General features: G+C 71.9%; 32 protein-coding genes. 16 read left to right on the top strand and 16 right to left on the bottom strand.

Translation table 11 applies throughout. From position 1 onward, the window contains the following. Positions 1-31: 31 nt before the first annotated feature. Positions 32-670, top strand: a complete 639-nt coding sequence (locus tag OHB04_RS39645; RefSeq protein ID WP_326692455.1) for a TetR/AcrR family transcriptional regulator — start codon at positions 32-34, stop codon at positions 668-670. 2 nt (positions 671-672) lie between these two features. Next, on the top strand, positions 673-1,044 hold the full coding sequence (locus OHB04_RS39640; protein ID WP_326809333.1) for a DUF6204 family protein: 372 nt from the start codon (positions 673-675) through the stop codon (positions 1,042-1,044). Here OHB04_RS39640 and OHB04_RS39635 read toward each other — a convergent pair. Then, on the bottom strand, positions 1,013-1,663 hold the full coding sequence (locus OHB04_RS39635) for a hypothetical protein (protein WP_326809332.1): 651 nt from the start codon (positions 1,661-1,663) through the stop codon (positions 1,013-1,015). The genes OHB04_RS39640 and OHB04_RS39635 overlap by 32 nt on opposite strands. Positions 1,664-1,731: 68 nt before the next feature. On the opposite strand from OHB04_RS39635, the gene OHB04_RS39630 reads away from it, so the two are divergent. Next, entirely contained in the window at positions 1,732-2,355 is a 624-nt protein-coding gene (locus tag OHB04_RS39630) for a TetR/AcrR family transcriptional regulator (RefSeq protein WP_326692452.1), read from the top strand. A 34-nt stretch (positions 2,356-2,389) separates the two neighbouring features. On the opposite strand, the gene OHB04_RS39625 is transcribed toward OHB04_RS39630, so the two are convergent. Then, positions 2,390-2,878, bottom strand: coding sequence for a DUF6314 family protein (locus OHB04_RS39625; protein WP_326692451.1), 489 nt, complete (start codon positions 2,876-2,878; stop codon positions 2,390-2,392). A 371-nt stretch (positions 2,879-3,249) separates the two neighbouring features. Between OHB04_RS39625 and OHB04_RS39620 the strand changes: the two genes are divergently transcribed. Further along, positions 3,250-3,990 (top strand): lysophospholipid acyltransferase family protein, encoded by a 741-nt coding sequence (locus OHB04_RS39620; protein WP_326692450.1) that lies wholly within the window; start codon positions 3,250-3,252, stop codon positions 3,988-3,990. Between the two features lie 158 nt (positions 3,991-4,148). Here the strand turns inward: OHB04_RS39620 and OHB04_RS39615 are convergent, their stop codons facing one another. The 8 genes from OHB04_RS39615 to OHB04_RS39580 all read right to left on the bottom strand — a co-directional run bounded on the left by OHB04_RS39615 (position 4,149) and on the right by OHB04_RS39580 (position 11,553). Continuing rightward, positions 4,149-5,816 (bottom strand): alpha/beta hydrolase, encoded by a 1,668-nt coding sequence (locus OHB04_RS39615; protein ID WP_326692449.1) that lies wholly within the window; start codon positions 5,814-5,816, stop codon positions 4,149-4,151. Between the two features lie 137 nt (positions 5,817-5,953). Further along, positions 5,954-6,757, bottom strand: coding sequence for an urease accessory protein UreD (locus tag OHB04_RS39610; protein ID WP_326809331.1), 804 nt, complete (start codon positions 6,755-6,757; stop codon positions 5,954-5,956). Then, on the bottom strand, positions 6,754-7,449 hold the full coding sequence (gene ureG, locus OHB04_RS39605; RefSeq protein WP_326809330.1) for an urease accessory protein UreG: 696 nt from the start codon (positions 7,447-7,449) through the stop codon (positions 6,754-6,756). Before ureG ends, OHB04_RS39610 begins: the two co-directional genes overlap by 4 nt. 97 nt (positions 7,450-7,546) lie before the next feature. Further along, entirely contained in the window at positions 7,547-8,212 is a 666-nt protein-coding gene (locus OHB04_RS39600) for an urease accessory protein UreF (RefSeq protein WP_326809329.1), read from the bottom strand. 201 nt (positions 8,213-8,413) lie between these two features. Next, positions 8,414-10,135 (bottom strand): urease subunit alpha, encoded by a 1,722-nt coding sequence (locus OHB04_RS39595; protein WP_326692445.1) that lies wholly within the window; start codon positions 10,133-10,135, stop codon positions 8,414-8,416. Beyond that, positions 10,128-10,439: an urease subunit beta gene (locus OHB04_RS39590; protein WP_326692444.1), complete on the bottom strand. Its 312-nt coding sequence runs from the start codon at positions 10,437-10,439 to the stop codon at positions 10,128-10,130. Before OHB04_RS39590 ends, OHB04_RS39595 begins: the two co-directional genes overlap by 8 nt. Positions 10,440-10,452: 13 nt before the next feature. After that, on the bottom strand, positions 10,453-10,755 hold the full coding sequence (locus OHB04_RS39585; protein WP_326692443.1) for an urease subunit gamma: 303 nt from the start codon (positions 10,753-10,755) through the stop codon (positions 10,453-10,455). A 114-nt stretch (positions 10,756-10,869) separates the two neighbouring features. Continuing rightward, positions 10,870-11,553: a TetR/AcrR family transcriptional regulator gene (locus tag OHB04_RS39580; protein WP_326809328.1), complete on the bottom strand. Its 684-nt coding sequence runs from the start codon at positions 11,551-11,553 to the stop codon at positions 10,870-10,872. Between the two features lie 108 nt (positions 11,554-11,661). Between OHB04_RS39580 and OHB04_RS39575 the strand changes: the two genes are divergently transcribed. Both OHB04_RS39575 and OHB04_RS39570 read left to right on the top strand, forming a co-directional pair. Next, complete coding sequence (locus tag OHB04_RS39575) at positions 11,662-12,666, top strand: ABC transporter permease (protein WP_326692441.1); 1,005 nt, start codon at positions 11,662-11,664, stop codon at positions 12,664-12,666. A gap of 174 nt (positions 12,667-12,840) precedes the next feature. Continuing rightward, on the top strand, positions 12,841-13,797 hold the full coding sequence (locus OHB04_RS39570) for a M28 family metallopeptidase (protein WP_326692440.1): 957 nt from the start codon (positions 12,841-12,843) through the stop codon (positions 13,795-13,797). A 97-nt stretch (positions 13,798-13,894) separates the two neighbouring features. Here OHB04_RS39570 and OHB04_RS39565 read toward each other — a convergent pair whose 3' ends face one another. Then, positions 13,895-14,203 carry a type II toxin-antitoxin system Phd/YefM family antitoxin gene (locus OHB04_RS39565; protein ID WP_326692439.1) on the bottom strand — a complete coding sequence of 103 codons (309 nt, stop codon included), beginning with the start codon at positions 14,201-14,203 and terminating at the stop codon, positions 13,895-13,897. Between the two features lie 109 nt (positions 14,204-14,312). Here OHB04_RS39565 and OHB04_RS39560 point away from each other — a divergent pair, with 109 nt between their 5' ends. The 4 genes from OHB04_RS39560 to OHB04_RS39545 all read left to right on the top strand — a co-directional run bounded on the left by OHB04_RS39560 (position 14,313) and on the right by OHB04_RS39545 (position 16,935). Further along, entirely contained in the window at positions 14,313-14,948 is a 636-nt protein-coding gene (locus OHB04_RS39560; protein WP_326809603.1) for an ATP-dependent Clp protease proteolytic subunit, read from the top strand. A gap of 16 nt (positions 14,949-14,964) precedes the next feature. After that, positions 14,965-15,285 (top strand): hypothetical protein, encoded by a 321-nt coding sequence (locus OHB04_RS39555; protein WP_326809327.1) that lies wholly within the window; start codon positions 14,965-14,967, stop codon positions 15,283-15,285. Positions 15,286-15,796: 511 nt separating this feature from the next. After that, positions 15,797-16,288 carry a hypothetical protein gene (locus OHB04_RS39550; protein ID WP_326692436.1) on the top strand — a complete coding sequence of 164 codons (492 nt, stop codon included), beginning with the start codon at positions 15,797-15,799 and terminating at the stop codon, positions 16,286-16,288. Positions 16,289-16,461: 173 nt separating this feature from the next. Further along, a complete protein-coding gene (locus OHB04_RS39545) occupies positions 16,462-16,935 on the top strand; it encodes a DUF6328 family protein (RefSeq protein WP_326692435.1) in 474 nt (157 codons plus the stop codon). 33 nt (positions 16,936-16,968) lie between these two features. Here OHB04_RS39545 and OHB04_RS39540 read toward each other — a convergent pair whose 3' ends face one another. Beyond that, positions 16,969-17,400 carry an ATP-binding protein gene (locus OHB04_RS39540; RefSeq protein WP_326692434.1) on the bottom strand — a complete coding sequence of 144 codons (432 nt, stop codon included), beginning with the start codon at positions 17,398-17,400 and terminating at the stop codon, positions 16,969-16,971. Positions 17,401-17,722: 322 nt separating this feature from the next. Here OHB04_RS39540 and OHB04_RS39535 point away from each other — a divergent pair, with 322 nt between their 5' ends. After that, a complete protein-coding gene (locus OHB04_RS39535; RefSeq protein WP_326692433.1) occupies positions 17,723-18,658 on the top strand; it encodes a helix-turn-helix domain-containing protein in 936 nt (311 codons plus the stop codon). Positions 18,659-18,671: 13 nt separating this feature from the next. After that, complete coding sequence (locus tag OHB04_RS39530) at positions 18,672-18,935, top strand: DUF397 domain-containing protein (RefSeq protein ID WP_326692432.1); 264 nt, start codon at positions 18,672-18,674, stop codon at positions 18,933-18,935. A 52-nt stretch (positions 18,936-18,987) separates the two neighbouring features. On the opposite strand, the gene OHB04_RS39525 is transcribed toward OHB04_RS39530, so the two are convergent. Then, positions 18,988-20,139: an 8-amino-7-oxononanoate synthase gene (locus tag OHB04_RS39525; protein ID WP_326692431.1), complete on the bottom strand. Its 1,152-nt coding sequence runs from the start codon at positions 20,137-20,139 to the stop codon at positions 18,988-18,990. 150 nt (positions 20,140-20,289) lie between these two features. Here OHB04_RS39525 and bioB point away from each other — a divergent pair, with 150 nt between their 5' ends. The 4 genes from bioB to OHB04_RS39505 all read left to right on the top strand — a co-directional run bounded on the left by bioB (position 20,290) and on the right by OHB04_RS39505 (position 24,293). Beyond that, a complete protein-coding gene (gene bioB / locus OHB04_RS39520; protein WP_326692430.1) occupies positions 20,290-21,369 on the top strand; it encodes a biotin synthase BioB in 1,080 nt (359 codons plus the stop codon). Further along, on the top strand, positions 21,362-22,699 hold the full coding sequence (locus tag OHB04_RS39515; protein ID WP_326692429.1) for an adenosylmethionine--8-amino-7-oxononanoate transaminase: 1,338 nt from the start codon (positions 21,362-21,364) through the stop codon (positions 22,697-22,699). The genes bioB and OHB04_RS39515 overlap by 8 nt, the downstream gene beginning before the upstream one ends. Before the next feature lie 11 nt (positions 22,700-22,710). Continuing rightward, positions 22,711-23,484, top strand: a complete 774-nt coding sequence (gene bioD, locus OHB04_RS39510; RefSeq protein ID WP_326809326.1) for a dethiobiotin synthase — start codon at positions 22,711-22,713, stop codon at positions 23,482-23,484. 140 nt (positions 23,485-23,624) lie between these two features. Beyond that, positions 23,625-24,293 (top strand): class I SAM-dependent methyltransferase, encoded by a 669-nt coding sequence (locus OHB04_RS39505; RefSeq protein WP_326809325.1) that lies wholly within the window; start codon positions 23,625-23,627, stop codon positions 24,291-24,293. Positions 24,294-24,343: 50 nt separating this feature from the next. Here the strand turns inward: OHB04_RS39505 and OHB04_RS39500 are convergent, their stop codons facing one another. From OHB04_RS39500 to OHB04_RS39490, 3 genes are all read right to left on the bottom strand, one after another. Next, positions 24,344-24,715 carry a fic family toxin-antitoxin system, toxin component gene (locus OHB04_RS39500; protein ID WP_326692426.1) on the bottom strand — a complete coding sequence of 124 codons (372 nt, stop codon included), beginning with the start codon at positions 24,713-24,715 and terminating at the stop codon, positions 24,344-24,346. Beyond that, positions 24,712-24,963 carry a toxin-antitoxin system HicB family antitoxin gene (locus tag OHB04_RS39495; RefSeq protein ID WP_326809324.1) on the bottom strand — a complete coding sequence of 84 codons (252 nt, stop codon included), beginning with the start codon at positions 24,961-24,963 and terminating at the stop codon, positions 24,712-24,714. The genes OHB04_RS39500 and OHB04_RS39495 overlap by 4 nt, the downstream gene beginning before the upstream one ends. A gap of 81 nt (positions 24,964-25,044) precedes the next feature. After that, entirely contained in the window at positions 25,045-26,394 is a 1,350-nt protein-coding gene (locus OHB04_RS39490; RefSeq protein WP_326692424.1) for an MFS transporter, read from the bottom strand. Between the last annotated feature and the right edge of the window lie 88 nt (positions 26,395-26,482).

Genomic DNA, 26,482 nt, shown 5'->3' with positions numbered 1-26,482 from the left:
TCAGTTTTATAGTCGAGTTAGACTTTCAGGCATGAGCGAAGGGCTGCGGGAGCGCAAGAAACGGCAGACGCGACAGCGGATCCACCAGGTGGCGATGCGGCTGTTCGTCGAGCGGGGCTTCGACAAGGTGACGATCGCCGAGGTCGCGGCCGAGTCCGAGGTGTCGGTCAACACCCTCTACAACTACTTCGAGGCCAAGGAAGACCTCGTCCTGCCACCCGACGAAGCCTCCCCCGGCCGGCTCGCGGAGATCGTCCGCGAGCGCCCCTCCGGCGCCTCTCCCGCCCGCGCCGTACTGGAGCGGCTGCGCGAGGAACTGCGGCGCCGGGAGAAGAAGCTGGGCCTCACCGAAGGGTTCGGGCCGGTCTTCGAGATGATGCGCGCGGCCCCCACACTCACCGCCCGCCTGGGGGATCTGGGCGGGCAGATGAACGACGCGCTCGCCGAACTGCTCGCCGAGGAGACCGGTGCCGGGCGGGACGACCCCGAACTGTGCGCCGCCGTCAGCCAGATCGGCTGGTTCCACTCGCTCGTCTTCGCCGAGATCGGCCGCCGGATCGTGGCCGGGAAGACGCCCGACGAGATCGCCGCCGACCTGCTCAAACTCTTGGACGCCGTCGAGCAGCTGCTGGGCGGGCGCGCCTTCACCTACGCCGTACGGGAGGACTGACCGTGTTCCGAGTGACCATCCGGGGGACCTTCGGGGAGCTGGACGAGGCCGGGCGGGCCGCGCTGCTGAAGGAGTCGGAGGGGTTCGGCGCTTCTTTCACGGAGGCCGGGACCTTCACATGTGACAGCAGCCTGTCGGCGTTCACCTTCCGCTGCCAGATACCCCCGCCCGCCGAAGGCGAAGAGGCCGACGAGGAGGGCTGGGCCGCGCTGCGCGCCACCGACGCGCTGGAGGCGCACGGCCATCCGCACCGGATACTGCGGCTCGCGGTCACGGACATGCGCGACATCAAGATCCGCCGCAAGAGCGGCACGGGCGGCAAGAGCGGCAAGGCGGCCGGCGTCAGAGGCCGAGCAGAACGACGCTCCAGGTGACGAGCCAGGTGGCCCAGCCGAGCCAGCCGATCAGGCCGGCGGGCGCCAGCCGATGCGTGCCGTCGGCGCCGTAGGGGCTGGCGGAGGCCGAGAGGAAGAGCAGCGCGGCGCTGACGTAGCCGACCCCCGCATGCCAGGGCTGCATGAGGCCGGCGGCGGTTCCTGCGGCGGTGAAACCGATCAGCGCGGTGGCCAGGAACACCTGGTTGAAGCCGAAGAGCACCCGGGTCGTCGCCCACAGGCCGGGCACCGAGCCCCTGTTGTGCGCGGCGGCCGACGCGGTGCCGAACCGTAGGGCCTCGACCACGGTGAAGACGGCGTTTTGCACCAGCACTCCCGCGAAACCGGTCAACGCCCAGGCACGGGCCCCGCCATCACGCTGCCACAGCTCGGAGAGCAGCCCGGCCGCGAAGAGAGTGAGGAACAGCCAGGATGCGGGAGCCAGCACGGACGGCCGCTTCAGGCTCCGGCCCATGCCTGACATGACGTCGGCGACCTCGTCCACCGACTGCCCGGACGTCGGAAGCGGAAGCCGACCGCGCGTATAGAGCACGTTGAGGACGACCGCGATCACCACGAAGCCGAGACCGCCGAGACCTGCCGTACCGGAAAAGCTCATGCCAGCCGCCTCCATCAACATTGACCTTACGGGTAATATATTGAATATACGGAGAGGAAGATACACCCATGGGAAGTGACTCCGGACGCCGGTACGACTCGCTGCGCCGACAGGAACAGGCCAAGCAGACCCGCGCGGAGATCGCGGACGCCGCCCGGCGGCTGTTCGTCTCACAGGGCTGGGCCGCGACCACGGTGCGCGACGTGGCCCGCGAGGCGGGGGTCGCCGTTCCCACCGTCTACGCCGCTTACCAGAACAAGACCAACCTCGTCTGGGCGCTGGCGGACGCGGCCGACCTGAGCGCCGACCTGGCCCTCATGCTGGACGAGCTGGAGGGCTCCGCCGATCCGGAGCGCCAGCTTCTCGCGATGGCCGCCTACGACCGGCGCCTGTTCGAACGCTCGGGAGACCTCATCGCTCTGATCCGTGAGGCGGGCCGCACCGAGCCAGATCTCGCGACGTTCTACGAGGCCGCCCGGCGCAAGGCCGACGGGACCCGGGCGCGGGTGTTCTCCTCATGGCCCGACGGCACCCTCGCCGAGGGCCTGGATCTCCCCACCGCGGTGGACATCTACGCGGCCCTGTGCAGCGTCGACGTCTACACCACACTCACCCAGGAGCGCGGCTGGGGGCCCGAGAGGGTCGAGCGCTGGTGGACCCGGACCCTCGCACGGGAACTGCTCGCCCCCTGACGCGCCACCCGGTCGCCTCCCGGTCCCACACCGCTCAGTCGGCGAGCCTCCGGTACACCGACCGCAAGAGCTGGTCCTTGGCCGGGCCGGAGACCCGCCACTCCAGGTGCCACTCATCGGCCGAGCAGGCCACGAAGGTTCCCTCGTACCGGTCCGCGGCACAGGGGTGGACGGGGGTCCAGACACCGGTGCGCAGGTCGAGATCGTGGAAAGGGCGACCGTCGGCGAATTCGACCTCGGCGGTCCCGTCGGCGCGAGGACGCAGACGCAGCGAGCGGCTCGCCGGATACACCCTGCCGTCCCAGGTCAGCTGCCCCTCCTCCTCGTGCAGCACCACGCCCTCGGGCGCGTGGGGCCCGGCCCCGGCCCGGAAGTCGGCGGTCCCGAGGAAGCGGCCCTCCACCCCGGCCCTCCGGTCGTACACGGCGCGCTCGACGCTCCACCGGCCGACGAGGTACCCGACCACGTCAGCGACGGGGTACAAGCGGCGCGGGGCTCCCTCGGGCACAGACTCGCGGACCATGCCTCCATTATTCCCATGGGCCGGGGACGGCCGATGGGATCGGCCCCTCACCGCCGTCCCCCATCCGGACCCGACACCCACCCGGGAGACAGAAGGCGGCAGGGCCCACGCGGCGGCCGGCCAGCTGACCGAGTACGACGTCGGCCATTCCGGGCGAACATCAGGGCGCGCGAACCGATGGCGGCGCGGAGCGGGTTGGGCCGTCGCTGACGCCTCATCGGCACCTTCGGCAACGGCTCGGCATCGAGTCGATCCGAGCGGCTCGCAGGCGGCCCGGCATGCACTTACGCTGAGGGCCTCTCGCACGTCGTGTGACCTGCCAGGACGCCTCCCCTCTCAGGGGGATCGCGCTAACGTGAGGAGTGACCCCCGTGTTCTACTACCTGCTCAAGTTCGTGGTCCTGGGGCCGCTGTTGCGTCTGGTGTTCCGGCCACGTATCGAGGGGCTGGAGAACATACCCGAAGAGGGTGCGGCGATCGTCGCGGGCAACCATCTCTCCTTCTCCGACCACTTCGTGATGCCGGCGATCCTGCCGCGCCGCATCACCTTCCTGGCCAAGGCGGAGTACTTCACGGGCCCCGGCCTCAAGGGACGGCTGACGGCGGCGTTCTTCCACAGCGTGGGCCAGATCCCCGTCGACCGCTCCGGCAAGGGCGCGGGGCAGGCCGCCATCGACGAGGGCCTCGGCGTCCTGCGCAAGGGCGAGCTGCTCGGCATCTACCCCGAGGGCACCCGCTCCCACGACGGCCGCCTCTACAAGGGCAGGGTCGGGGTCGCGGCGATGGCGCTCGGTGCCGGGGCACCGGTGGTGCCGTGCGCGATGGTCGGCACCTTCGAACTCCAGCCGCCCGGGCGGAAGATGCCCCGCATGGGCCGCGTGACCATTCGGTTCGGCAAGCCGCTGGAGTTCTCCCGGTTCGCGGGGATGGAGAAGGAACGCACAGCGCTGCGGGCCATCACCGACGAGATCATCCACGAGATCATGCAGCTGTCCGGCCAGGAGTACGTGGACATGTACGCGCCCGACGCGAAGGCGGCGCAGGCCGAGGAGAGGGCGCAGGAAAAGGCGCAGGAGAAGGCGCGCGGCAAGGGCGGCCGTCGTACGGTCTGACACCGCGCCCGAGCCCGGCCTGTCTGAACGTAATCCTCGGACGCGGGACCTCATCCACGTCGGACGCACAGCGGCACATGGCTGAGGGGCGGACCGGGGTTCCGGTCCGCCCCTCGCTGTGCCGGGCGGGCGTCAGCCGCCCTGGGGTGCCTTAGCGGTCACTTGACGGCGGGCACGGACGCGGCCTTGGACTCCGCCGCCGCCTTGGCCGCGGACTTCTCCGGCTCGGGGGTGGCGTGCGGGTCGCAGGTGACGTCCTTGGAGTCGACGGTTCCCTTGAGGAGGTAGGCGTCGACCCGCTTGTTGATGCAGTCGTTCTTCAGGTTGGTGATGCCGTGGGAGCCCGCGTCCTTCTCGGTGATCAGGCGGGAGCCCTTGAGGCGCTTGTGCAGTTCCACGCCGCCCGGGTACGGGGTGGCGGCATCCCGCGTGGCCTGGATCAGCAGCACGGGGTGCGAGGTCTTCGCGTGCACGTCGGTGGCCTTGTGCTGCTTGAGGGGCCACACGGCGCAGGGATAGTTCATCCAGGCGTTGGACCAGGTGAGGAACGGATACTTCTCGTGCAGCTTGGTGTTGTCGCGATCCCAGGTCTTCCAGTCGCGCGGCCACTGGGCGTCGTTGCACTCGACGGCCGTGTAGACGGCGTTGCTGTTCTCACTGGCCTTGTTGCCCGCCACGTCCGACATGTCAGGGCCGGCGCTCTCGATGAGCGGCTTCTCGTCGCCCTTGAGGTAGGCCGACCACACCGAGGCGACCTCGGCCCAGGCGGAGTCGTAGTAGGGCGCGCTCTGGAAGAAGCCCAGCAGCTCGGACGGGCCGACGACGCCCCCGACCGGGTCCTTCTTGGCGGTGGCGCGCAGCTCGCGCCACTTGGCCTCGATCTTGTCGGGCGTGGAGCCGATGCCGTAGACGTCGTCGTGCTTGGCCACCCACTTCTTCCAGTCCTCCCAACGGGTCTGGAAGGCGATGTCCTGGTCGAGGTTGACGTCGTACCAGACCTTCTTCGGCGAGGGGTTGACCACGCTGTCGGTGATCATCCGGCGGACGTGGCCGGGGAACAGCTCGGCGTAGACGGCCCCCATGTAGGTGCCGTAGGAGACGCCGAGGAAGTTCAGCTTCTTGTCGCCGAGAGCCGCGCGGATGACGTCGAGGTCGCGGGCCGCGTTGGGCGTCGTCATCTGGGCCAGCAGGGCGCCGCTGCGCTCCTTGCAGCCGTCCGCGTACTCCTTGGCGAGCTTGCGCTGGGCGCTCTTGTCGGCCTCGCTGTCGGGAACCGGGTCGGCCTTGGGGGCCTTGACCCACTCCTGGGGGTCGGCACAGGAGATCGGCGCGGAGTGGCCGACGCCGCGCGGGTCGAAGCCGACGAAGTCGTAGGCGGTGGCGGCCTTGGCCCACAGGGGGTTCTTGTCGGGTATGCGCTTGGGGAAGGCCATCCCCGAGCCGCCGGGACCGCCGGGGTTGTAGACCAGGGAGCCTTGCCGCTTGTCCTTGCCGCCGGTGCTGCGCGCCCGGTCGACGGCGATCTTGATGGTCTTGCCGTCGGGCTTGGTGTAGTCGAGCGGGACGGTGACCCAGCCGCACTGGACGGGTGCCTTGATGTCCCAGTCGGCGGGGCAGTCCTTCCAGTCGATGCCCGCGCGCGCGGCGCGGGCAGCGGCCTTCTTGACGCCGTGTGCTTCGGCGGAGCCGGGTCGCTGCTTGGCGGACGTGTCCTGCGGGGCCGCGCTGCCGCCCGCGAACGCGGACGGGACGGCTATGAGGCCCGTGGTCAGGGCTCCGGCGGCGATGGTGCCGGCTGCGGCTATGGCCGCCTTCCGTCTGTTCACGATTCCCCCCTCTGTCTGACGCTGCGTGTGTGCCTCTGTCTGACGCTGTGTGTGACGGCGGTGGTCGGTGACCACGGTGGTGTCACGAGGATCTTTGTCCTTCGCCCTCCGTAAGGGACAGGGCAGAGGAGCGTTCTTTACCAAGACGTAAGGGTGAGCGCCTGCTCGAGCAGCCGTCTGAGCTGCAACGCGTCCGGCGCCACGGCGCTGACCAACAGCGCGGGTCCCGCCAGCCGCGTCAGCACGGCGGTCGAACCCAACACCGTCGTCTCCGCGGGGAGTTGGGCCGGTTCCGGGTCGACGACCAGGAGCTGGCCCACAGCCCGGTGGCCGCCCAGCACGGCTCCGCCGTCCCAGCCGGGCGCGCCGGGCCCGTAGTCGAGCTGCTGGTCGAGCAGGGGGCGGCCGGCGCGGTGCACGGTGAGACGGCTGCTGAGGCGGCCCGGCTCCTCGCCGGTGCGCCCGAGCACCTGCTCGTCGCGCAGCACCAGCCGGGCACCGGCCGCCAGGTCGACGCGGAGGGTCTGGCGAAGGTCGCTGCCCTGCGCCGAGATCAGCTGCTCGGGCAGCCAGTGTGCCTCTCCCCCGTCGCCGACGGTGAGGCGTACATCGTAGAAGGCGGGCTCGCGGGTGCGGCCGGGCAGCGCGATGGTGGCGGCGCTGCCGTCGAGCCGCAGCGCGGCGCCCGCCTCGATGTGGGCCTCGACGGTGAGCCGGTCGCCGCCCAGGGGTGCGCTCATGGCGCCGACGAGGGTGACCCGGGCCCGGGCAGGGTCGGCGGAGCGGGTGCGCCGCAGGGCGAACGGGGCCTCGCCACTGAGCACCGGCAGCGCGGTGCCGCCCCGTCCGTCGGGTGCGGCGGTCACGCGCGCGTGTGCGCGCACACCGGCGGGACCGGGTGCGGCCGGCCCGGGATCTTCGGTGAGTGCCGTGGATGTCATGCGTGGTGCGCGGCCGGGGCGGTCCAGTCGGCGAGCCGGGCGCGCACCCAGTCGGCCACGGGCTCCACACCCGGAGCGCTGCGCAGGGACTGGAAGACGACGGGCAGTTCGCCGCGCTGCTCCTTCGCGTCGCGGGCCATCACCTCCAGGTCGGAGCCGACGTAGGGGGCGAGGTCGGTCTTGTTGACGACGAGGAGGTCGGCCGTGGTGACGCCGGGGCCGCCCTTGCGGGGGATGTCGTCGCCGCCCGCGACGTCGATGACGAAGATCTGCGCGTCGGTCAGCCCCTTGGAAAAGGTGGCGGTGAGGTTGTCGCCGCCGGACTCGACGAGGATCAGGTCGAGCGGGCCGGCCTCGTCTTCGAGGTCCTCGACGGCCTCCAGGTTCGCGGAGATGTCGTCGCGGATCGCGGTGTGCGGGCAGGCCCCGGTCTCGACAGCGGTGATGCGCTCGGGCGGCAGCACGGCCTCACGCAGCAGGAAGGCGGCGTCCTCGCGCGTGTAGATGTCGTTGGTGACGACGGCGAGCGAGTGCCTCTCGCGCAAGGCACGGCACAGGGCCGCCACCGTCGCGGTCTTGCCCGAGCCGACGGGCCCGCCGAGGCCGACACGGAGCGCGCGGCGGCTGCCGTCCGGACGCGTCCTGGAGGCGCTGTGGCGCTCGGGATAGGTGGTGCCGTGGTCGAGGTGCATGGTTCCTCCGGAGGGGTGGTGCTGTGGGGGTGCGGGTGTCCGTAGGGGCGCGGGTGTCCGTGGAGGTCCGGCTGGTGGAGGTGCGGCCGGTGTCGGGTCAGGAGGCGAAGAGGCGTACGTCCCAGGCCGCGTGCTGCTCGGCGGTGATGTCGAGCAGCGGCGCCGAGGCGGCGGGCAGGCCGGCGATGTCGCCCTCGGCGGCCTGGGCGGCTCGTTGTGCCACGTCGTCCGTCGCGGGGGCGAGGCGGGCGAGCACGGCGGTGGCGTCGAACGGGTCGAGGCTCAGGAGGCGTACGGCCGCCGTCGCCGGCCCGCTGACGCTCTCGTACGCCGCCGCGTAGGCCGCATCCAGCGGCCGGAGCCCCGCCGAGCGCGCGGCCAGGCCCAGCACGACCGGCTGGTGGGCGCCCTTGGGCAGGGCTGCCGCCAGCGCGTCGAGTTCGGGCCCCGGCCAGGTGGCGCGGGCAGCGCGCATCAGCTGGCGGCCCAGTTTGCGGGCCGTGCGGCGCAGCGCGGGAGAGGGGGTTCGCGCGTCGGCGGCCTCGTCGAGGGCGAGCGGGTCGTGACCCGCGGCGGCGGCTGCGGCCAGGGACGCCGCCGTCAGCCCCGCCGTGTGGAGCCGGCCCGTGCAGAACCGCTCCAGCCCGGCGGCGTCCTGGATACGGCCGGCCTTGACCGCTGCTTCGACTCCTCCCGAGTGGGCGTGCCCACCGGCCGGGAACCGGCCGTCGGCGAGCAACAGCAGTGCGGCCGAGGCGTTCATGGGACCTCCACACATCTCTCCGGCGCGACGTTTCTTTCCCGCGCGACGTTGCGCACCCCCGACGGCCGTATCCGCCGGTGCCAAGCCGGCCCTCGGGGCCGGCACCCGTCCCCCGGCCGTGCGGGCCGGTTCGGCACCGCGGGGCCACGCCGTCGTAGTCGCGCGCCGCTGCGGCGGGAAAGGGGGCCGGGCCAGGGCGGCTCAGAACAAGAAGTACCGCTGAGCCATGGGCAGTTCGGCGGCCGGCGCCGGTTCGACCGGCGTCCCGTCGATCGTGACGGTGAAGGTGTCGGGGTCGACCCGCACATCGGGGCGGGCGTCATTGCGCCGCATGTCCGCCTTGGTGACGGGCCGGGTGTCGCGGATGGGGACGAACCGCTTGGTGAGGGCCAGCCGCTCCGCGAGGCCGTCGTGGAGCGCGGTCGGCGTCACGAAGTTGACCGAGTTGGCGCCGGGCGCACGGCCCTTGGCGCCGAACATGGGGCGGGGCAGGACCGGCTGCGGGGTGGGGATGGACGCGTTGGCGTCGCCCATCTGCGCGTAGGCGATCTGTCCGCCCTTGATGACGGTCAGCGGCTTGACGCCGAAGAACGCGGGATTCCACAGCACGACGTCGGCGAGCTTGCCGGGCTCCACCGAGCCGATCTCGTCGTCCATGCCCTGCGCGACGGCGGGGTTGATGGTGTATTTGGCGACATAGCGACGTGCCCGCAGGTTGTCGGCGCGCCCGTCGCCCGCGAGGGCGCCGTACCGCTCCTTCATCACGTGCGCGGTCTGCCAGGTGCGCAGGACCACTTCACCGACGCGCCCCATGGCCTGCGAGTCGGAGGAGATGATCGAGATGGCGCCGAGGTCGTGCAGGGTGTCCTCGGCCGCGATGGTGCCGGGCCGGATACGGGATTCCGCGAAGGCCAGGTCCTCCGGCACGGCCGGGTTGAGGTGGTGGCAGACCATCAGCATGTCGAGGTGTTCCTCGATGGTGTTGACGGTGTGGGGCCGCGTCGGGTTGGTGGACGAGGGAAGGACGTTCGGCTCGCTGACGACGGTGATGATGTCGGGCGCGTGCCCGCCGCCCGCACCCTCGGTGTGGTAGGCGTGGATACCCCGTCCGGCGATCGCGGCGAGGGTGTCGCCGACGAACCCGGCCTCGTTGAGGGTGTCGGTGTGGATGGCGACCTGGGCGCCGGTCTCGTCGCAGACGGACAGACAGGCGTCGATGGCCGCCGGTGTGGCGCCCCAGTCCTCGTGGATCTTGAATCCGACGGCGCCGCCGCGCAGTTGGGCGAGCATCGCGTCGCGGGAGACGGTGTTGCCCTTGCCGAGCAGGCCGACGTTGACCGGCAGGCCCTCCATACCCTCCAGGGTGCGGGCCGTGTGCCAGGCGCCGGGGGTGACGGTGGTGGCCTTGGAGCCCTCGGCCGGGCCGGTGCCGCCGCCGACGAGGGTGGTGATGCCCGAGGCGAGGGCTTCGTCGGCGATCTGCGGGCAGACGAAGTGGACATGTGCGTCGATGGCGCCGGCGGTGAGGATCTTGCCGTTGCCCGCGATGATCTCCGTCTCGGGACCGATCACCAGGTCGGGGTGGACGCCGTCCATGGTGTCGGGGTTGCCGGCCTTGCCGAGCGCGGCGATGCGGCCGTCGCGTATGCCGACGTCGGCCTTGACCACGCCCCAGTGGTCGAGGACGAGCGCGCCGGTGATGACGGTGTCGGGGGCGCCTTCGGCGCGGGTGACCGACCCCTGGCCCATGGACTCGCGGATGACCTTGCCGCCCCCGAAGACCGCTTCGTCGCCGGAGCGGCCGGGCCCGCCGGACAGGTCCTGCTCGATCTCGACGACGAGTGAGGTGTCCGCGAGCCGGACGCGGTCGCCGGTGGTGGGCCCGAACAGGTCGGCGTAGGCGGCGCGGGAGAGCTCAAGCATCGAGGGGGCCTCCTGTGGCGGAGCGGAGCCCGGCGACCACGCGCCTGCCGCTGATGGGCACGAGAGCGACGTCGACGGGGATGCCGGGCTCGAAGCGCACGGCGGTGCCCGCCGCGATGTCGAGGCGCTTGCCGTGTGCGGCCTCCCGGTCGAACTCGAGGCCGGGATTGGCCTCGGCGAAGTGGTAGTGGGAGCCGACCTGGACGGGCCGGTCGGCGGCGTTGAGCACGGTCAGCCGGGTCACTTCGGCGCCCTCGTTGACGGGCACGGGCTCCTCGGCGTAGAGGATCTCTCCGGGAATCACGGCGCGCTCCTCATCAGGCTATGGGCTCGTGGACGGTGACGAGCTTGGTGCCGTCGGGGAAGGTGGCCTCGACCTGGACGTCGTGGATCATCCCGGGGATGCCGTCCATGACGTCGTCGCGGGTGAGGACCGTGCGCCCCGAGTTCATCAGCTCGGCGACGGTGCGCCCGTCGCGGGCGCCCTCCAGGACGTGCGCGGTGATCAGCGCGATGGCCTCGGGGTGATTGAGGCGCAGCCCTCGGTCCTTGCGCCGCTGTGCCACATCGGCCGCCACGTGAATGAGCAGCCGTTCCTGCTCGTGCGGGGTCAATTGCATACTCTCCACCTCACGTCGTCGCGCCGGGGCCGGGATTGCCCTCGTCACCCGCGGCGACACACACCAGATAGATGTATCACGCACGTGAAAGTCGGGCCCCAACTGACCCGGAGATTAAGGCCGTGCCGTTTCGGTGGAGTTAACACGGCCGGTGGAGTCGACCGGGCCCGCCTCCTGACCGCGGGCGTCGGGCAGCGACATCGACACCAGCGCACGCAGACCCTTGGCGAACTCCTCGGGTGTGAACCCGCCGAAGAGTGCCTGCTGTACGAAGTAGCCCTGCACGGAGCCGATCAGGGCGCGGGCCACATGCACGGTGTCGGCCTCCGGGTCGACCCAGCCCTGCGCCTGGTACTCCTCGACGACCCGGGCCCACTGGACACCCAGGTGCGCGTACGCCTCGGCGACGACCTCGCCCAGCTCCGGGTTGCGCAACGCCTCGCCCCACACCTGGAGGAGCAGCCGGGGCAGCTCCCTCCGGTCCTCACCCACCCCCATGGACTGCTCGAGCCTGCCGAAGACCTCGGTGAACAGCTCGTCGGGCCGGAGCGGCACCTCGGCTGCGACGGCCCGGTCGAAGGAGGCCCGGATGGTGTCCAGTGCCTCTACGGCGACGACCGCGACGATCTCCTCCTTGCTGCGGAAGTAGCGGTAGACAGCGCCTGCGGACAGCCCCGTCTCCTTGAGCACGTCCTGCATGGACGTGGCGTGGAAGCCGTTGTGCAGGAACGAGCGACGGGCACCGTCGAGGATCTGACGACGGCGGGCTTCGAGGTGCTCGGGAGATACGCGGGCCATGACGGCAAATCTAAAACGAACGTTCCTTCTTGACAAGCGACACACGGCGCGGGACGGTTCTCCCGGCCAAAACGAACGATCCTTCTCTTTGGTTGGAGGGACATTCCCATGTCCGCAGCCCCCTCCCCCCGCCCCGCCTCGCGGGGTCCGCTCATCCTCGCCCTCGGGGTGCCCCTGCTCATCGCGTTCGCCCTGTGGGCGTTCGCCTGGCCCGCCGCGCGCACCGCCCCCCGCGACCTGCCGCTGGGCGTCGCGGGACCGCCGGCCGCCGCCGAGCGCGTCGCGGACCAACTGCGGCAGCGGGAAGGGGCGTTCGAGCTGCACCGCTACGCCGACGAGGACCGCGCCCGCGAAGCGATCCGCGAGCGCGAGGTCTACGGCGCCGTGGTCGCCACCCCCTCGGGCCCCGCGACGCTGACGGCGAGCGCGGCGAGCCCCGTGGTCGCCCAGTTCCTCCAGCAGGCAGCGGCGAAGGCGGCGCCGCACGGCACCCCGCCGCCGACAACGGACGTGGTCGCCGCTCCCCCGGGCGACCCGAGGGGCGCGGCGCTGAGCGCCAGCGTGCTCCCGCTGGCGATCGCCGGGGTCGCGACCGGCGCGCTGGTGACGATACTGCGGCTGCGCGGGACCCGTGGCGTGGCCGGGCTGCTGGGCACGGCGGCCCTTGCGGGTCTGGTGGCGACGGCTGTCGCGGACAGCTGGCTGGGGGTGCTGGCCGGCGACTGGTGGGCGGAGGCCGCCTCGGTGGGGCTGACCGTCCTGGCGGTGAGCGCCTTCGTCGCGGGGCTGGGTACCTTGCTGGGCGTCCGGGGCATCGCCGTGGGGGCGCTGGTGGCGGTGCTGCTGGGCAACCCCTTCTCCGGCGTTTCCTCGGCACCGGAGATGCTGCCGGAGCCAGTGGGCATGCTCGGCCAGTGGCTGCCACCGGGCGCCGGGGGAACCTTGTTGCGGAACGTCGCCTTCTTCGACGGCCACGCGGTGGACGCTCCCGTGCTGGTGCTGACCCTCTGGGCCGTCCTCGGTCTGCTGGCGGTGACGGTGGGCGGGCTGCGCGCCGAGGGAGCACGCGCGAGGCCGGCGGAACGGGCGCCGGAGCCGGTGGCGGTGGGCTGAGCGACGCCGCGGCCGACGGCCTTTCCGGCTGCGGCGTTCTCCGCTCCGCGCAACCCGCTGTCCTGTATGCGCTCTTGACGAGGTCTCGCCCCCGCACCAGTCTCATGTCCGCGTCAATTCATTCCGCCGCTCCGGGCGATCCCCCACCCACCCCCCTCCAGCATCGGAGCCCCAGTGACACGCAGACATCAGCGCCGTGCGGCCCTGGCCGCCTCGGCGAGCGCCGCACTCGCCGTAACCCTCCTGACCGCTACCGGGGCACAGGCCGGCCCCGACGGCGCGGGCGCGGCGGCCGAGGCCCCGGACATATCCGTGGCCGACGTCCAGCAGGACCTCAAGGACCTCCAGGCGGTCGCCGAGGCCAACGGCGGCAACCGCGCGCACGGCCGGCCCGGGTACCGGGCCTCGCTCGACCACCTGAAGGAGAAGCTGGACGCGGCCGGGTTCAAGACCACGGTCCAGAACTTCACCAGCGGCGGCACCACCGGCTACAACCTGATCGCCGACTGGCCCAAGGGCGGCACCGGCAGCACCGTGATGACCGGCGCGCATCTGGACTCGGTGCGCTCGGGGCCCGGCATCAACGACAACGGCTCCGGGTCGGCCGGGATACTGGAGACCGCGCTGGCCGTCGCCAAGGCGGACCTGGCCCCGGCGAAGCATCTGCGCTTCGCGTGGTGGGGCGCAGAGGAGCAGGGCATGGTCGGCTCCCGGCACTACGTCGACAGCCTTCCCCAGAGCGAGTTGGGGAAGATCGACGCGTATCTGAACTTCGACATGATCGGCTCACCCAACGCGGGTCACTTCGTCTACAACGACGACGCCTCCACCGAGGCCGTCTTCAAGGACTGGTTCGCCGCCAAGGGCGTGGAGACGGAGCCCTCCGAGGAGACGGCCGGGCGCAGCGACCACGCCTCGTTCAAGGACGCGGGTGTCACCGTCGGCGGCAGCTTCACCGGCGCCGGGGCCACCAAGACCCAGGCACAGGCGCGCAAGTGGGGCGGCACGGCGGGCGAGCCGTACGACGAGTGCTACCACTCGGCCTGCGACGACACCTCGAACATCGACGAGAAGGCGTTGGACCTGCACAGCGACGCGATCGCGCACGCGGTCTGGCAGCTCAGCTCCTGAGCCCTCGCGTCAACCCCTGAGCCCGGATCCGCAGCTCAGCCCCTGAGCCCCGCGTCGGTCCCTGAGCCCTCGCGCTCCCCGGCCCGCTGATCCGGGCTCAGCTTTCCCGGCCCGGCCGCCGGTCACCCGCGGCCGGGCCGCGGTGTTCCGCGGCGATGCCGAAACGCCGGCGCTCCCGTTCGCCCGCAGCGGAGTCCAGCTCGCGGACACCGGAGACGGTGCTGATGACCGCGTCCTGTTCCTGCTCCTCCATCGCGTCGAGTCGCTCCAGGTCAGCGGCGGATACGAGCCCCACGAGCGGCTTGCCGTGGCGGGTCACCACCACGCGCTCGCCTCCGTAGACGACGCGGTTGATCAGGTCGGCCAGCTCGGCCCGGGCTTGCGTCACCGGAATCTCGTAAGCCATGCTCCCCAGCATACGTTCCGTACGTCCTGTACATTTTTTACAGACGCACGGCTCATGCGCGAGCGCACAGGCCCTCGCGAGAAAGACGAGACAGTGGAGTGCGATGCCGATGCGGAATCAGCCGACAGCCCGCTACGTCCTGCCCGAGTTCACGGAGCGCACGAGCAGCGGCCTGCGCACGATGGATCCGTACTCGAAGCTCATGGAGGAGCGGATCGTCTTCCTGGGCACCCAGATCGACGACACCTCGGCCAACGACGTCATGGCGCAGTTCATCCACCTCGAACACAGCGCGCCCGACCAGGACATCTCGCTCTACATCAACTCCCCCGGCGGCTCGTTCACGGCCATGACCGCGATCTACGACACGATGCGGTTCGTCTCCTGCGACATCGAGACGGTGTGCCTGGGCCAGGCGGCCTCGGCCGCCTCCGTGCTGCTGGCAGCGGGCACCCCGGGCAAGCGGCTCGCGCTGCCGGGGGCGCGCATCCTCATCCACCAGCCCTCGCTCAACGAGCCGGTGCAAGGTCAGGCGGACGACCTGGAGATCCAGGCCCGGGAGATGCTGCGCACCCGCGAGATGCTGGAGGAGCTGTACGAGCGGCACACCGGTCAGCCCAGGAACAAGGTCAGCGCGGACATCGAGCGTGACAAGATCTTCGATGCCGAACAGGCCATCGCCTACGGGCTGATCGACCGGATCACCACCAGCCGCAAGCGCACCGCGTCCCCCACGCGCGGCTGACCCGGAGGTGGGCCGGATGATGCCGCCGGAACTGCCGCCGCTGCCCGCGCTGACGCGCGCCGAGAGCGAGGTGGTGGACGCGTACTTGGAGGTGGTCGACCTGCTGGCCAGGATCAACCCGGCACGCGGGCACGACACCTACCGGGGCCTGCGCGCCGCGCAGGGCCTGGTCAGCAAGGCGGCCCGGCTGAGGGACGCGCTGACCCTGATGCACGAGCGGGGCGAGAGCCAGGTGCACGCGTCCACCCTGGCGAGGGCCCTGCGCGTGCTGGACGGGGAGCGGCGGGCCGCGCTCGTGGGGCTGCCGGGTGCCGGTCCGGAGGGAGAACCGGGCTAGCCAGTGCCGTGACCGGCAATGATCGCCCGTCAAGGAGCGTAGTCCGGTGCGTGCGACCGCAAGGCGTTCACCTCGAACGCTGTCCGAAATCCAGCGCCCGGAGCGGGTGTCCAATGGGGGGGCTCGCGGGGCAAAGGCGACTGGCTGATGTTTCCGGCGATCCCCTACCTGCGGCAGTCCGGCCGGCGGGACCAGGCGCTCACGCGGGCGCGGAAAGCCGTGGACATCTTCACCGCGCTCAACGCCGCGGATCCCGCGGCATATGGGCCCAAGCTTGGCGGCGGCGAAGAAACTCGTCGCCGCTATCCAGGCTGATACGCAGTCCGATGTCCAGTCCGGCTGACGCCAGGGGTATGTCGACGCCAGTCAGCGGCGCTGCTATTTTGCTGGGCCCGTGGACGTCGCTCCAGCGACTTCAACTCCCGGGGGGGGTCTGGTGGGTCGGGTAACTTCATTACAACGTCCGCTCCTGCGTGTGCGGAGGCGCGCTTCCGCTCTCGGAAGTCTGGCCGTGCTGCTGGTGGTGTCGACCGCCGGCTGCTCCGGCAGTGACGAGCAACCTGATGGTGACCTCGGCAGTTCCACTGCCGGCACCCGAGGTGACGCCAGAGGCGGCCACTTCGTTTACTACGCCGTTGACCGCGTTCACCGGGACTTGGGCTCGGAGCAGCTCGACCTGCTCGACTGGCGCACCGGCTCCAGTGGCGAACTCTCCGGCACGTGGACTGCCGTCGGGCTGTCGAAGGATCCGGGCAGCGCCCGCCCTCGGACTCAGCAGACGCACCGGATCAGTGGATCCCAGGACGGCAACACCATCGAGTTCACGATCTCCGGGTCGTCTTCCAGCGGGCCCGAGCACGGCAAGATCAGCGGTGACACGCTGACCCTCGATGGTGACCTGGCCGCCCAGACAGACACGTTCAAGAAGACCGACAAGAAGGCTTTCGAGAAGATCGTCGCAGCCGACCTGGGGAGTTTGCCGTCCGCTCCTTCTGAACCGTGACCCAGTGGGTTCCAGCCCTGAGAACTCGGGTGTTGGAGGCGTCCGGGGAGATGCTGCAACGTCTCGACGCTCCCGCCCCCTTCACCGACCATGAGCAGCGTCGCTTGGTCGCCGGGGCGCGGCGGGGGCGTGCGCGGGGAGTGACCTGGGGCCGGCTGGCTACCCGGTCGGACATGGACGACACCCGGAACGAGACGCCGTTGGAACGCGCCGACCGCAACTTCGCCGAGCTGCTCCAGGAGTTGCGCGTGCTCCAGACAGGCGTTCAGATTCTCTTCGCCTTTCTGCTGACCCTCGCCTTCACTCCCCGCTTCCCCTCGCTGGACACCGTGCAGCGGGGGATCTACGTGGTGACGCTGCTGCTGACAGTCTCCGCCGCGATGCTGCTGATCGCTCCCGCGGCCGTGCACCGGGTGCTGTTCGGGCGCGGCGTCAAGCGGCTGATCGTGGAAGTCTCCTCGCGGCTGGCCGGGTGCGGGATGGGCTTGCTGGCGCTGGCCTTCACCGGCTCCGTACTGCTGATAGCCGACGTGGTCGTGGGGCGGGCCGCCGGGCTCGCCGTGGCGGGCGGGGTACTGGCGGGGTGTGTGGGGCTGTGGGCCGCGATGCCCTGGCAGCTGCGCAGACGCGCGGCTCGCCGATGGTGAACCCGGCGAGGGTGGGTGCCGGGCGGCCGTCGGTCAGCCCGTGGGGACGGGCACCCAGGGCAGGGTGACCCGGACCGTTTTGCCGCCCTCGGGGGTGGGCGTGACGGTCAGCCGGCCGCCTGCCTCGGAGGTGAGGGCGCGGATGATGATGAGTCCGCGCCCGTTGTCCTGCCGCACGGCGGCGGGGAGCCGCTGGGGACCGCGGGGGTCGCTGTCGGTCACACCGAGGCTCAGCTGTTCGGCGCCGTCCAGACGCAGCTCGACGGTGAAGTCCGGGGACCGGCCCCGGGTGTGCTGCACGGCGTTGGTCGCCAGCTCCGAGACGATCAGCCGGAGGGTGTCCACCGTTTCGGCGTCGCCGGGCAGGCCCCACTCTTGGAGCACCTCGGTGACGTATCTGCGGGCCGCGGTTACCGAGGCCGGCGCGCTCGGCAGGGTCATGGTCGCTTCCTGAGTGTCAGCCATGGCGAGGCCGTCCCTTTCCCGCCGGGACCGGTGCTCCGTCGCGCTGCGGCGAGCTTCTGGGAGAGACGGAGCGGCCCGGATCGCCGCTGCGCGACACAGTGCCATCCCCCGGGCCGCCGCGCGGGCGATCCCCCGGGTTGTGCATATATCTGTCGCTCGAACCGGTGAACTCTGCGGGGCGAGCGCACATTTGGACGCCAGGCGCCCGGATCGGTTCCGGAAGGGAGGGTGGGGGTGGTAACTGTGCCGGGGCGGCCGGTGGCAGGGAGCAGGGCGCAAGCCACGGGGACCGGGGAACGGACGGGGAGCGGAGGGAGGGACGATGCGACACGCTCCTGCGGTACGGCGCAAGAAGCTGGGCTCCGAGCTGCGGAGGCTGCGCGACAAGGCCGGGGTGACGAGCAGGGAGGCCGCCTTACTGGTGGGCTGGCACCAGTCGAAGGTGAGCAGGATCGAGACGGGCCGCAGCGGCATCAAGCTGCGGGACTTGTCGATGCTCCTGGAGGCGTACGACGTCACGGATCCGGAGCTGTGCGCGATGCTGACCGCGCTGGCGGGCGCCGACGCGCCCGCCACGGACGTCGGTCCCGGCCCCGGACAGGGCCACGCGCCGCACAACGGGCGGCGTACGGGCGGCGCGGGAGGGGTGCGGCGGGGCTGGTGGTACGCGTACCGGGACCTGCTGCCGCCCGCCTACCGGGACTTCATCTCGCTGGAGTCGGACGCTGTACGGGAGCGGACGCTGGAGACCACCGTCGTCCCCGGGCTGCTACAGACCGAGGCGTACGCGCGTGAGGTCACGCGCGCCGCGCTGGGCGGGGTGGGGCCGCGGGCCAGGATCGAGTCGCTTGTGGAGGTGCGCGGGGCGCGGCAGAGCGTGCTGTGGCGCTCGCCGCCGCTGGCGCTGGACGTGGTGCTGGATGAGGCCGTGCTCCGCCGTGAGGTGGGCGGTTGCGCGGTGATGCGCGAGCAGCTGCGGGCGCTGGCGCGGGCGGCGGAACTACCACATGTGCGGCTTCAAGTACTGCCGTTTGCCAGCGGTGTGCACATAGGCGTCACAGGCCCTTTCGTCATCTTCTCATTTTCGAGCATTTCTGACTTGGATGTGGTTGTTCTCGACCATCTGACGAGTAGCCTCTACCTGGAGGAGCACGACGAACTCAGGGCGTACTGCGCCGCGTTCGACACCTTGCGGGCTCATGCCCTGTCGTACGAGGACTCGCTGGCGTTCATCGCCAGGACCGCTGAGGGCACATGAGGGGAACAGCAGCATGTCGGCATCGCCTCACCACTCGCACGCACCCGGCCCGTCGTACACACCACGCTGGATCCGCAGCAGCTACAGCACCGGAACGAACAACTGCCTGGAGGCCGCCCGGGGGAGCGGGCGCCTGGCCGTACGCGACAGCAAGGACCCCGCACGCGGCGCGCTGAGTGTCGGCGGCGCGGCGTGGACGTCCTTCGTCGCCGTGGTCAAGGAGCCGAGCGGGGCGGGACACCTGAGCGGCGGGCGGTCGCCCGTCGGCAGGAGCTGAGCGACGGAACGTTCAACGGGGGCAACGGGGGCAACGGGGCGGTCGGAAGAGTTCAACGGGCGGCCGGGGCGGTGGCGATCACCGTGCCGGCCGCCTCCGCGAGCGCGCTCCGGGTCAGGTCACCGCGCGCCGTCAGCCGCAGCCGGGAGATGCCGTCGGGCACCGACGGCGGCCGGAAGCAGCCCACCTGCACCCCGGCGGCCCGGCAGTCGGCGGCCCAGCGCACGGCCGCCTCCGGCGAGGGCGCCCGCACCGAGACGACGGCGGCGTCCGGGCGCGAGGCCTCCAGACCGGCCGCCGTCAGCCGCCCGTGCAGCGCGGTGGCCGCCGCACGCACCTGCCCGGCCCGCTCCGGCTCGCGGCGCAGCAGCCGCAGGGCCGCCAGTGCCCCGCCGGCGGCGGCGGGCGCGAGGCCGGTGTCGAAGATGAAGGTGCGCGCTGTGTTGAGCAGATGGGCGATCACCGGCGCCGGCCCGAGCACGGCGCCGCCCTGGCTGCCCAGGGACTTGGAGAGGGTGACGGTGACGACCGTGCCCGGCGTCCCGGCGAGACCGGCGGCGTGCGGGGCGCCCCGTCCGCCCTCGCCGACCACGCCGAGGCCGTGCGCGTCGTCGACGAGCAGCCCGGCGCCCGCACCGCGGCACACATCGGCGAGCGCGGTGAGCGGCGCGGCGTCCCCGTCCACGGAGAAGACCGAGTCGGTGACGGCGAGCGCGGGCCCCTCCCCCATGTGCCCGTCGAGGGCCTTGGCCACGGCATCCGGGTCGGCGTGTGCGGTGACGGCGGTGGCGGCGCGGGACAGGCGGCAGCCGTCGATGAGGGAGGCGTGGTTGTACGCGTCCGAGACGATCAGCCCGTCGTGCGCGGTGAGCGCGGTGACGGCGGCGAGGTTGGCGGCGTAACCGGAGGACAGCACGAGGGCCGCCTCGAAGCCGCAGAACTCCGCCAGTTCCTCCTCCAGCCGGGCGTGCAGTTCGGTGGAGCCGGTCACCAGCCGCGAGCCGCTCGCGCCCGCGCCCCAGCGCACGGCGGCCTCGGCAGCCGCCTCGGTGACCTCGGGGTGGCGGGTGAGGCCGAGGTAGTCGTTGCCGGCGAGGTCGAGCAGCCCCCAGGTGGCGGGGCGGGGCAGCAAGGTGCGCAGCAGGCCCGCGGCACGGCGGGTCTCAAGCGCCGTCACGGTCCACGCGAAGGGATCCTGGGACATGGCTGCTCTCTTCACATTGTTTGTAGGCAGTGCATAGAACCTAACGTCCCATGGTCGAGCTCGACGTGTGACAACATCCACATCCGACTCAAGCGGACTTGTAGGCTTCCTCCATTACCTCGCCCGGTGCCATGGGCAAGGATCGTGCCCATGGACGACCTGTTGAAGACACTGGTGGACAAGGGGCTGCGGCGCGAGACGCCGACACGGGAGGAGGCGCTGGCCGTACTGCGTACCTCCGAGGACGAACTGCTCGACGTGGTCGCGGCTGCGGGGAAGGTGCGCCGCCGGTGGTTCGGCCGGCGCGTGAAGCTGAACTATCTCGTCAACCTCAAGTCCGGACTGTGCCCCGAGGACTGCTCGTACTGCTCGCAGCGGCTCGGCTCGGACACCGGGATCCTCACCTACACGTGGCTCAAGCCCCAGGAGGCCGCCGACGCCGCCTCCGCCGGGGTGCGGGGCGGGGCGAAGCGGGTGTGCGTGGTGGCCAGCGGGCGCGGGCCGACCGACCGCGACGTGGACCGGGTCTCGCGGACCATCTCGGCCATCAAGGAGCAGAACGAGAGCGTGGAGGTGTGCGCCTGCCTCGGGCTGCTCAAGGAGGGGCAGGCCGGCCGGCTGCGGGAGGCGGGCGCCGACGCCTACAACCACAACCTCAACACCTCCGAGGCGACCTACGGCGACATCTGCACCACCCACGACTACGCGGACCGGGTGGAGACGGTCGAGCGGGCGCGGGATGCGGGGCTCTCGCCCTGCTCGGGGCTGATCGCGGGGATGGGCGAGAGCGACGAGGACCTGGTCGATGTGGTGCTGGCGCTGCGCGAGCTGGACGCGGACTCGGTGCCGGTCAACTTCCTGATCCCGTTCGAGGGCACCCCGCTGGGCCAGGAGTGGAACCTGACGCCGCAGCGGGCGCTGCGCATCCTGGCGATGGTGCGGTTCGTGTGCCCGGACATCGAGGTGCGGCTCGCGGGCGGTCGCGAGGTGCATCTGCGCTCGCTCCAGCCGCTGGCGCTGCACCTGGCCAACTCGATGTTCCTGGGCGACTACCTGACCAGCGAGGGCCAGGCGGGCCAGGCAGACCTGGACATGATCGCCGACGCCGGCTTCGTCGTCGAAGGCACCGAGGAGACCACGCTCCCGGCACACCGGCGCGAGGAGCGGCCCCACGAGCGGGTGTCCGTCCGGCTGCGCGGTGCGGGAACGGAGCTGCCGCCCAATGCCTGAGCACACCCTGGCCCCGCCGGGCGGGCGGCACACGGGCATGGATCCGGGGGAACTGCTGGCGCTGGACCGGCAGCACGTGTGGCATCCGTACGCGCCGATGCCGGGGACGGCCGAGCCGCTGGTGGTCGAGTCGGCCGCCGGGGTGCGGCTGCGGCTGGCGCGGCCCGCGTACGGGCAGCGGGAACTGGTGGACGGGATGTCCTCGTGGTGGTCGGCCGTCCACGGCTACAACCACCCGGTGCTCGACGAGGCGGCACGCGAGCAGCTCGGCAGGATGAGCCATGTGATGTTCGGCGGGCTCACCCACGAGCCCGCCGTGCGGCTGGCCACCACGCTCGCCGAGATCTCCCCCGGCGACCTGGAGCATGTGTTCCTGTCGGACTCGGGGTCGGTCTCGGTCGAGGTCGCCGTCAAGATGAGCCTCCAGTACTGGCGTTCGCTCGGGCGGCCCGGGAAGCGGCGGCTGCTGACGTGGCGCGGCGGCTACCACGGCGACACCTGGCAGCCGATGTCGGTGTGCGACCCGGACGGCGGCATGCACCACCTGTGGTCGGGCGCCCTGCCCGAGCAGGTGTTCGCCCCAGCGCCGCCCACCGGCTTCGACGCCGCCCCTGACGCGGAGTACATCCGGGCCCTGGACGAGCAGATCGGCCGGCACGCGCACGAGCTGGCCGCCGTCATCGTCGAGCCCGTGGTGCAGGGCGCCGGCGGGATGCGGTTCCACTCCCCCGCCTATGTGCGGGCGCTGCGCGAGGCGTGCGACGCGCACGGGGTGCTGCTGGTGCTGGACGAGATCGCCACCGGGTTCGGGCGCACCGGCTCGCTGTTCGCCGCCGGGCACGCCGGGATCGCCCCGGATGTGATGTGCCTGGGGAAGGCGCTGACCGGCGGCTATGTGTCGATGGCGGCGACGCTGTGCACGCCGCGCGTGGCGGAGGGGATCGCGCGCGGCAGCGTGCCGGTGCTGGCGCACGGGCCGACGTTCATGGGCAACCCGCTGGCCGCCGCCTTGGCCAACGCCTCGCTCGGCCTGCTGCTCGCGCAGGACTGGCGGGCCGAGGTCGAGCGGGTCGGCCGGGGCCTGCGCACCGGCCTGGCACCGGCCGCCGCGCTGCCGGGGGTGCGGGAGGTGAACGTACTGGGCGCGATCGGTGTCGTACGCCTCGACCACGAGGTGGACATGACGGCCGCCACCCGCGCCGCCGTGGAGGCGGGCGTGTGGCTGCGGCCCTTCCGCGACATGGTGTACGCGATGCCGCCGTACATCACCCCGGACGAGGACGTGGCACGGATCGCCGCCGCCATGTGCGCGGTGGCGCGCGAAGGATGAGGAGCCGAACGATGACTGGGGTGTGCGGGGTGCGCGGAGTGCTGGTCGTCTCCGGGACGGGCACGGAGATCGGCAAGACGGTGACCACGGCGGCCGTGGCGGCCTGTGCGCTGCGGGCCGGACATTCGGTGGCGGTCCTCAAACCGGCACAGACCGGCGTCGGCGGGGACGAGCCCGGCGATGTGGCGCGGGTGCGGCGGCTGACCGGGGCCGGCGGCCGTCCGGGCACTTCGGTCACCGGCGTGGAACTGGCCCGCTACCCCGAGCCGTTGGCGCCCGCGACGGCAGCCGGGCGTGCGGGCAGGCCCTGTGTGCGGCTCGAGCAGATCGCCGAGGCGGCCGAGAAGCTCGCCATGACGCACGACCTGGTGCTGGTCGAGGGCGCGGGCGGCCTGCTGGTGCGGTTCGACGAGGCGGGCGCCACGCTGGCGGACGCCGCACGGCTGCTGGCGGCGCCGGTGCTCGTGGTCACCGAGCCGGGCCTGGGCACGCTCAACGTCACGGAGCTGACGGCCGAGGCGCTGCGGGCCCGGCGGATCGACTGTGCCGGGATGGTGATCGGCAGGATGCCGGCGACGCCGGACCTGGCGACGCGCTGCAACGTCACCGATCTGCCTCAGACCTCGGGGCTGCCGGTGGTGGGCGCGATCCCGGACGGCGCCGGCTCCCTCGCGCCCGACGGCTTCCGGTCCGCCGCTCCCGGCTGGCTGGCACCGGAGCTGGGCGGCGTATGGCAGGGCCCCCAGGGCCTGGCGGGTTCCATGACGGGCGGCTCCCGGGGCTGACGGCCGTCGCCCGTTGGGCCGTACGACGGACGCGCGCCCACGGGGGCTTGGCCCCGGCCCGGGCGCGCGGCAGGCTGACGGGGATCCGCGCCGCCCGTGGCCGCCACGGGCGGCCCCACACCACGGGAAGGAGAGAGGGCATGGCAGCCAAGCCCGGGGTCCGGCCGCACGATGCCGTGCGGCACCCGCTCTTCGCACGGTTCTACGCACGGCTGAGCATCCTCAACGACGAGCGCGGCGGGGTGGGCTCGCTCCGAGACGAGCTGCTGGCCGGGCTCTCCGGCCGGGTGATCGAGATCGGCGCGGGGAACGGACTCAACTTCGCACGCTATCCGGAGACGGTCGGCGAGGTGGTGGCCGTCGAACCGGAGCGCCATATGCGGCAGTTGGCGGCGGAGGCCGCGCTGCGCGCCAGGGTGCCGGTGGATGTGCTGGCGGGCACGGCCGAGGCGCTGCCGGTGGCGGACGCTTCCTTCGACGCGGCGGTGGTCTCGCTGGTGCTGTGTTCGCTGGGGGACGTGCCGCGCGCGCTCTCCGAGCTGCGCAGGGTGCTGCGGCCGGGCGGTGAACTGCGCTTCTTCGAGCACGGGGTGGCCGACGGGCGCCCCGGAATGGCCGCGGCGCAGCGGCTGGTGGACAAGACGGTCTGGCCCCTGCTGTTCGGTGGCTGCCACACGGGGCGTGACCCGCTCGGGGGCATCGCGCAGGCGGGCTTCACGGATCCCGACTTCAGGCGGGTGCGGATTCCTGAGCGGGGCCCGGCGCTGCCGCATTCCTTCCACGTGCTGGGCCGCGCCCGCAGTCTCTGAACGGGTCCGCAGGTGAACGGGTCCGCACCTGCCCCGAGGGTGCCTCCCGGTCAGAGCGTCCAGGTGCGCAGCTCGGCGGCGATGTCGGGCAGCCCGGTCGTACCGTCCTTGACCAGGCGCGCCAGGTCGCGGATCCGCTCGGGCGAGGTGACGACCTTCAGGCCGCTGGCGACGAGATAGCCGTAGGCGACGGCCGAGGCGAACAGCGCGTTGGACCGCTCCAGCGCGGGGACGTGCAGCAGGATCTGCAACAGCGCCGCCGCGCGGTCGTGGGGTTCGGCGTACACGGGGCGGTCGAATATGGCCGCCTCGTGGCGGCTGATGGCGGCCACGAGCGCGCCGTAGTCGCTGACGCGGGGGTCGCCGGGGGTCTGCTCCTCGGCCAGGATGAGCAGCCAGGCGAGGTCTATGCGTACGCTCACGCCTTCGGCAGGCTTCCGGACCCGCTTCCACCGGTCTCCGAGGGGCCGAACTCCTCGGCGAACAGGTGCTCGTAGCTCTTCATGAAGTCGGCCGCCGCGTCCACGAAGGCGCGGCCGACCTCGGCCGCGTCCCGCTGGACCAGCTCTTCGATGTACCTGTTCACACTGACCCCCTGGGCGAGTGCGCGCTCTCTGGCTGCCTGCGCGGTGGTCTCATCCACCCGCACATTCATCTGTGTCTTCGCCACTCCATAAAGCTAGCACTATCGCGCTAGCAGTTGCCACCCTCGCGGACTCCCCGGACTTCCCCGGATCTCCCATCCGGCCGCTCAGACCTTGTAGCGGCGCAGCGCGGGAACCGAGGCCAACGCGAGCGTCAGGACGACGACGAGCACGCCGCCGCCCGCGATGGCCGGGCGCGGGCCGAGGGCGGCGCCGGTGGAGCCGTGCAGGACGTCCGCCAGGCGCGGGCCTCCGGCGACCACGATCGTGAAGACGCCTTGCAGCCGTCCGCGCATCGCGTCGGTCGCGGCCGACAGCAAGATGGCCTGGCGGAAGACCATGGAGACCATGTCGGCCACTCCGGCGACGACCAGGAAGGCCAGCGCCACCCACAAGCCGGTGCTGAGGCCGAACCCGGTGATGGCCACGCCCCACGCCGCGACCGCGCAGAGCACCATGAGCCCGTGCCGCCGCGCGTGGGAGAACGTGCCGGACATCAGCCCGCCCAGGACGGCCCCGACCGGAATGGCGGCGAACAGCAGCCCGAGCGCGAGCCCCGTCCCCCAGGGTGCGAACGTCTCCGAGGCGAGCTGCGGGAACAGCGCGCGGGGCATGCCGAAGACCATCGCGATGATGTCGGCCAGGAACGACAGCAGCAGCACCTTGTGCAGGGACATATAGCGGAAGCCCGCCACGATCTCGCGCCATCCCGAGCGCGGGGAGCCGGTCCCGGCCCCGCCCCCGGTCCCTGCCGCGGACCCGGAATCGGTCAGCGGCGGCAGTGCCGGCAGCCGCCAGTCGGCCCACACCGCCGCGCACAGGGCCACCGAGTCGAGGAGGTAGAGCTCGGCCAGGCCGATCAGCGGAATGAGGGCGCCGGCCAGCAGTGGTCCGACGAGCATGCCCGTCTGCGAGACGGTCGAGCCCAGCGCGCTGGCTGCGGGCACCTCACCCGCGGGCACCAGGCGGGGTATGGAGGCGCTGCGCGTGGGCGACCCCACCCCGAAGAACGCCTGCTGCGCCGCGAGCAGCACCATCAGCACCGGCACCGAATCCAGCCCGGTCAGGGCCTGTGCCCACAGCAGCACCGAGGTGGTGGCGAGACCGGCGTCGGTGATCAGCAGCAGCTTGCGCCGGTCCATCCGGTCGGCGACCGCGCCGCCCCACAGCGCGAAGACGATCAGCGGCAGCAGCCCGGCCAGGCTGGCGTAGCCGACCCATGCCGAGGATCCGGTGATGTCGTAGACCTGCTTGGGCACGGCGACGGCGGTCAGCTGGCTGCCCACGGAGGTGGCGATGGTCGAGGACCACATGCGGCGGTAGGCCGGCCGCCGCAGCGGGCGCGTGTCCATCGCCCAGCGGCGCCGTCGGCCCGCTCCCGGCTCGTGCGGGGCCCCGGGCGCGCCGCGCTGCGGTGGGACCGTGTTGTCGTCGGGTCGGCTCTTCCTGGTGTCCACGGCTGTCCTGGGGTAGCGGTTCGGGGCGCGAGGGCCTGCTGGTGACAGCAGATCACGGCCCGGTGACCCCACCGCACGGCCCCATGCG

The organism is Streptomyces sp. NBC_01775 (assembly GCF_035917675.1).
Classification (GTDB): Bacteria; Actinomycetota; Actinomycetes; order Streptomycetales; family Streptomycetaceae; genus Streptomyces.
This window is presented reverse-complemented; position numbering and strand designations above follow the sequence as displayed.